The following is a 4,640-nucleotide window of genomic DNA, read 5'->3' on the forward strand; positions in this document are numbered from 1 at the left end:
GCGGCTCGACCATATCCTCAAGCATAGACATAAAACGATCCGAACCCGGGACCGTCAGAATCCCCCATCGCAATCAACCCGGGAAGGGCGGCTCCAGACACCGCTTACGATACCTGCAAGGGGATTGAAGGTGCTCTTGGCCGCCTCGGCGTCGATGTTGGAGTTGATCTTCTCCATTTCGGCCGGGGTATAGCCGCGTCCTGACGGCCGGCTCAGTCCAAGCGTGGTCCCCGGAATGTGGCACGGGCTCCGCAACATTTATTTGTTCCACCGCTGCACAACCACGGGAACCGGAGCGGGCCGCGTCAGCTCCTCGTATACGTCGAAGCGGCGGATGGCCTCTCCACGAACAGACTTGGCCTTCTCGGTGATGACGGACTTCAGCTTCCACATGGGTGTGCCTTTCCGGCTCCCGCTCGGGGTAGCCTCGCAACTTCCCACCTCGCGGCCTAGTTGGGTTTGATCCGCAATGTTCGCCTGCCCTCCGAGCGACACCCGGACCTCTGGGCTCAGAGCTAACCCGAAAGGCTGCACCGATGACGGACAAGCTCAAGAGGACGATACTCGGGGCGGTTATCGCCATCGCGTTGGCAATCGCGGTGTCCTACGGGCTCATCACCCAGCAGACTGCTGATGGTCTCCAGAACAAGGCCAACCAAGCCATCGCGGAGGACCAGGGCGCGCAGCCTCAAACTTCGCAGCAACAGGCGCCTTCCAACCCCACCTCACAGGCGCCCAGGGCTCCAGCATCGCAGCCGAACGATTCCGCTACGCCTGCCCCCAGTCCGGCGCCTCGGCAGTGACCTGGGCACCTACTATCCTACTCATGGGACCTGTAAGCCGGTCTCCTCACCGTCTCCCGCGCTGGATAACTCGAAGCCCCATCAAGCCCGGCGGCAAATCTGGCGGTATGGGTGCTCGCTCTAGGTCCGGGAAGTGGGCATGGCAGCGGGGTACGTACTGGTTCCCCTTCCGCCGCCCCGGGTGCTCCCGATGCGGGCAGTCCATGGCGATGAGCTTAAGGACCTCCTCCAGCGGCGTCTCGGGGCCAAACCGCGCGGCCAGCCTCGCGAGCCGGTAGCTGCCCGTTCGGTGTGGGCACATGGTGCAAGCCACGCGGACCACGACATACGGGTAGGCCGCGAGGTTCGGGACGGCATTAGGCCTCCTCGGCGGCACCGTCCAGGCCACCGCGCACGTAGCCCCGCGAGATGAGCCGGCTGTGTGCCCGTGCCCGCCTGTCGGCTACCATGAGGTCCGCTAGGGCATCTGTGATGGCGATGCGGAGCGCCTGCCCTTCGTTGCCCGCCGTGGTCACAAGGTAGGCTTGGGCGATAGCCTCTATGGGACAGGAGGAGGCAGGTGGCTGGGTCTCGTCTCTCAGTGCCACGCGATTATGCCCCTTCGATCCGCAGTGAGAACGGAAGGGGAACGAGCCACAAGCCGACGGGTTCGGTCAAGGGAGGAAGGAATGTTTGGGCAGCCCGCCCTACCTCAAATCTTCCAATAGCTGAGCGCCCGAGCCTTCTCGTTTCCGAGCAGGGCCGCAGCGAGGTAGGAGACTTCAACAGTCACCAACATCAGCACGGTGCCCAGAAGAACGGACAGAAATGGCCGATGGCTGAGGGCGCCCTCCAGCCCAATGGCAACAGCCAGGACAGACACGAGAACCAGCAGACCCCGCACCTTAAAAGTTCGGCCGGCAGCGGCTCCGAGAAGGGCGAAACAAAGGTACAGCATGGCGTCACCGAAGGTAGGGCCGTCCAGACTACCTACGTATCTCATAAGCACAAGTTCCAATAATAGGCATATTTGTGCTCTGCGGTATTAGCTCTGCACTGCAAAAACTTAGCCCATCAGCAGCAGCACAATGTTGAATGCAGCCCAGCAGAGAAAAACTACCCACGCTAGCGTAGCAGCAAGGCTGAGCGCAAGGAACAGAGGGACGGGCAGCCGCTGCAAGGCATCCACAGCCGCAGCAAGCTTGGTCCGCAACGCAAGCCAGCCCGAGGGCAGCTTAGGGTGGTTCGCCTTCATGGCCGGGACTTCGCTCGCCAACATGACGTCTGCCCCGGCAGTGCCAGTGGGTAGCCCCGGGAAGGGCAGAATGAACGCATTGCGAGAAGAAACCGTTGCGGCAGTTGCAGCGTGGATTGTTATCGCGAGCTAGGGTTACCGGCCTTTGGCACACCCCTAAGGAGCCTTGCGTCCCTGTGCCCTCCCCTGGTTAGCTCCTCAGCATGAGCTACGTGGACCGCATCGCGCGCCTGCGCATCACCCTCAACGACACGGAGCCGCCCATCTGGCGAACTGTCGAGGTGCCGCTTACGACCAGCCTCAAGGGCCTACATGAGGTCATCCAAGCGGCGATGCCGTTTGAGGACTACCACCTGTTCGACTTCCGTGTGGGTGAGCGGCGCTACGCCATCCCTGCCCCTAAGTTCGATGGCCCCGAGACCCGCGACGCGAAGTCAACGAAGCTCGGGCTGATCCTTGAGCGGGGAGCGACCGAGTTCGTCTACACTTACGATTTCGGGGACAACTGGCAGCACACGGTGACCGTCGAAGAGGTCACGGAGGCGGACCCAGCCGTGGCCTATCCGCGCCTCGTAGCAGGCGAGCGAAGGGCACCTCCCGAGGACGTAGGGGGTACGTGGGGCTTTGAAGAGTTCGTTGAGGCTATGACCAAGCCTCGGCACCGCGAGAAGAAGGCGACGCTGGAATGGTACGGTGGCCCCTTCGACCCTGCGGCGATGGATCGAGAGGCCATCGAAGCTGCCATGAGCAAGCTTACCCAACGCCGAGCCATCGGACGAGCTGCATTCTCTAAGGGGCGCCGTCATTGAGGATAAGCCCACACCGTGCGGGCAAGCTTGAGCTTCAGCGCCGAACTCAGGCCAAGAGCGCAATCACTATCGTGAGCCCATACAGGATCACGACGTAAGGGATGATCTCTCCAACTGTGATAATGCGCTCGGGCACTTGAACATGCGAACGGCTCAGGGAAGTCGTGCGAAGCTCGACGAATAGGTGATAGCCGATACGATTGATGCTTGCGCTGGCCACGCGCAAGTTTAGGTCTGCCGGAGCCTGCGCCGCATCCGTAATGCAGCCTTGGAACTCCCATGTTCCATCAGCAAGGAAGCTCGGTTCAGCCCTGTCTTGCCGAACAGCACAGCACACACCAGCTTCTCGCCGACTTGTGAACAGGTTGTAAGCGCTCGGGAGCTGGTTTGAGGGTGCCATGGTATTGCTCCCGGCTCGGAAAGCTCATCAGGCACATGCCTTTGTGGGGCGCATTATGAAGGGTTAATTGCGGTCTCCCGTTTTTTGCTTCCAGCCCCTCTGGTTTGAAATCAGACAATAAACTGGGGGCCCTATTGAGAAGCGGGGACGGTCAGGCACGCAACGTGGCGACAGGACCTTTCAGTCACAGTTGCATCAAATCCCGTCCTCTAAGTGTTAGAAAGTCAACCATCGGGAAGCGGCCTGGAACAGTGCTTTGCACCTCCGGTTACCGCGATGCACGTGACGTTCAGCCCCCTCACGTTGTGATCCAGAGTGCGATTTGGATGCCGATTGACGTGTTAAGCGCTTGATCCAAAAGGGAGTGAGTGGGTCCCTTTTGGATGCTGATCACATTCGGTGCCGTCGTGAGCGCGAGGAGCCCAAGCTTTGGTTCTGGCTAGGGCGTCTCTGCAAAGGGTTCACAGATGGGGTGATTGCCCCCATGTGGACGGGATGCGACGCTACGAACTGACCGATGCACAGTGGGAGCAGATCGCCCCGCTGCTGCCTCCGCAGAAGCCGCGCACGGGCCGGCCTGCCGAGGATCACCGCCAAGTCCTGAACGGCATGCTCTGGATCTTGCGCACGGGAGCGCCCTGGGCGGATCTGCCGGCGCGCTACGGTCCTGTCGGGACCGTGTCGAGCCGGTTCTACCGCTGGCGGCAGGCCGGCGTGTTCGACCGGGTACTGCGGCGCTTGCAGGCTCAGGCCGATGCCAGGGGCGACCTTGACTGGGACCTGCACTTCGTGGACGCCACGGTGGTGCGCGCCCACCAGCACGCCGCCGGTGCACGCCGGTCCGGCGCCATCGGGGGGTGAGGGCACGGTCGAGGGGATTGGAGAAGCGCTCGGGCGCAGCCAGGGCGGGTTCTCGACCAAGCTGCACCTGCGCGCCGAGGGGGGCGGCAAGCCGATGGCGGCGGTGCTGACGGCCGGCGAGCGCCACGAGCAGCTCGCGCTGGATGCGCTGATGGACAAGGGGCCGGTGCCACGTCGAGGGCGGGGCCGGCCGCGTCTGCGGCCCCGCAGGACAGCCGGAGACCGAGGCTACTCCAGTCCATCAGCCCGTCGTCGCCTGAGGCAGCGCCGGATCGAGCCGGTCATTCCGACCCGCAGGGACCAGCCGCGTCAGCCCGACTTCGACAGGGCCGCGTATCGTGAGCGCAACAAGGTCGAGCGGCTGATTGGTCGGCTCAAGCAGTATCGCCGCATCGCGACCCGCTACGAGAAGCGGGCGGCCAACTACCTCGCCATGTGTCCGACGTCAGCACCTGTGGGACAGATTGAGGGTCTTCACGAACGGAGGATGGCTGGTTCATCGTAGCCCCTGAGGAGCGAAGATGAAGCAGACA

At 62.7% G+C, this 4,640-nt stretch carries 8 protein-coding genes; 3 read left to right on the forward strand and 5 right to left on the reverse strand.

Features of this window, described 5'->3' with window-relative positions:
* Positions 1-258 precede the first annotated feature (258 nt).
* A complete protein-coding gene (locus ASF41_RS26480; RefSeq protein ID WP_280138156.1) occupies positions 259-393 on the reverse strand; it encodes a hypothetical protein in 135 nt (44 codons plus the stop codon).
* Positions 394-536: 143 nt separating this feature from the next.
* Between ASF41_RS26480 and ASF41_RS19250 the strand changes: the two genes are divergently transcribed.
* Entirely contained in the window at positions 537-803 is a 267-nt protein-coding gene (locus ASF41_RS19250; protein WP_056496138.1) for a hypothetical protein, read from the forward strand.
* Between the two features lie 356 nt (positions 804-1,159).
* Here ASF41_RS19250 and ASF41_RS26265 read toward each other — a convergent pair whose 3' ends face one another.
* The 3 genes from ASF41_RS26265 to ASF41_RS19265 all read right to left on the reverse strand — a co-directional run bounded on the left by ASF41_RS26265 (position 1,160) and on the right by ASF41_RS19265 (position 2,037).
* Positions 1,160-1,390 carry a hypothetical protein gene (locus tag ASF41_RS26265; RefSeq protein WP_056496141.1) on the reverse strand — a complete coding sequence of 77 codons (231 nt, stop codon included), beginning with the start codon at positions 1,388-1,390 and terminating at the stop codon, positions 1,160-1,162.
* A gap of 104 nt (positions 1,391-1,494) precedes the next feature.
* Positions 1,495-1,740 carry a hypothetical protein gene (locus tag ASF41_RS19260; RefSeq protein WP_156653395.1) on the reverse strand — a complete coding sequence of 82 codons (246 nt, stop codon included), beginning with the start codon at positions 1,738-1,740 and terminating at the stop codon, positions 1,495-1,497.
* A 108-nt stretch (positions 1,741-1,848) separates the two neighbouring features.
* Positions 1,849-2,037 carry a hypothetical protein gene (locus ASF41_RS19265; RefSeq protein WP_056496147.1) on the reverse strand — a complete coding sequence of 63 codons (189 nt, stop codon included), beginning with the start codon at positions 2,035-2,037 and terminating at the stop codon, positions 1,849-1,851.
* Between the two features lie 203 nt (positions 2,038-2,240).
* Between ASF41_RS19265 and ASF41_RS19270 the strand changes: the two genes are divergently transcribed.
* Complete coding sequence (locus tag ASF41_RS19270) at positions 2,241-2,846, forward strand: plasmid pRiA4b ORF-3 family protein (protein ID WP_056496150.1); 606 nt, start codon at positions 2,241-2,243, stop codon at positions 2,844-2,846.
* Between the two features lie 46 nt (positions 2,847-2,892).
* On the opposite strand, the gene ASF41_RS24270 is transcribed toward ASF41_RS19270, so the two are convergent.
* Entirely contained in the window at positions 2,893-3,246 is a 354-nt protein-coding gene (locus tag ASF41_RS24270; protein WP_200941296.1) for a hypothetical protein, read from the reverse strand.
* Between the two features lie 495 nt (positions 3,247-3,741).
* Between ASF41_RS24270 and ASF41_RS25230 the strand changes: the two genes are divergently transcribed.
* Positions 3,742-4,612, forward strand: a protein-coding gene (locus ASF41_RS25230; RefSeq protein WP_280138157.1) for an IS5 family transposase whose coding sequence is annotated in 2 segments (ribosomal slippage) — positions 3,742-4,098 and positions 4,100-4,612 — 870 coding nt in all. Because the reading frame shifts where the segments join, the coding sequence is not laid out codon by codon here.
* Positions 4,613-4,640: the final 28 nt, after the last annotated feature.

The organism is Methylobacterium sp. Leaf111 (assembly GCF_001423285.1).
Taxonomy (GTDB): domain Bacteria; phylum Pseudomonadota; class Alphaproteobacteria; order Rhizobiales; family Beijerinckiaceae; genus Methylobacterium.

What these genes read in the sequence shown, in the direction of transcription:
- ASF41_RS26480 (WP_280138156.1), bottom strand. Translation starts at nt 393, where the DNA reads ATGTGGAAGCTGAAGTCCGTCATCACCGAGAAGGCCAAGTCTGTTCGT.
- ASF41_RS19250 (WP_056496138.1), top strand. Translation starts at nt 537, where the DNA reads ATGACGGACAAGCTCAAGAGGACGATACTCGGGGCGGTTATCGCCATC.
- ASF41_RS19260 (WP_156653395.1), bottom strand. Translation starts at nt 1,740, where the DNA reads ATGCTGTACCTTTGTTTCGCCCTTCTCGGAGCCGCTGCCGGCCGAACT.
- ASF41_RS19265 (WP_056496147.1), bottom strand. Translation starts at nt 2,037, where the DNA reads ATGAAGGCGAACCACCCTAAGCTGCCCTCGGGCTGGCTTGCGTTGCGG.
- ASF41_RS19270 (WP_056496150.1), top strand. Translation starts at nt 2,241, where the DNA reads ATGAGCTACGTGGACCGCATCGCGCGCCTGCGCATCACCCTCAACGAC.
- ASF41_RS24270 (WP_200941296.1), bottom strand. Translation starts at nt 3,246, where the DNA reads ATGGCACCCTCAAACCAGCTCCCGAGCGCTTACAACCTGTTCACAAGT.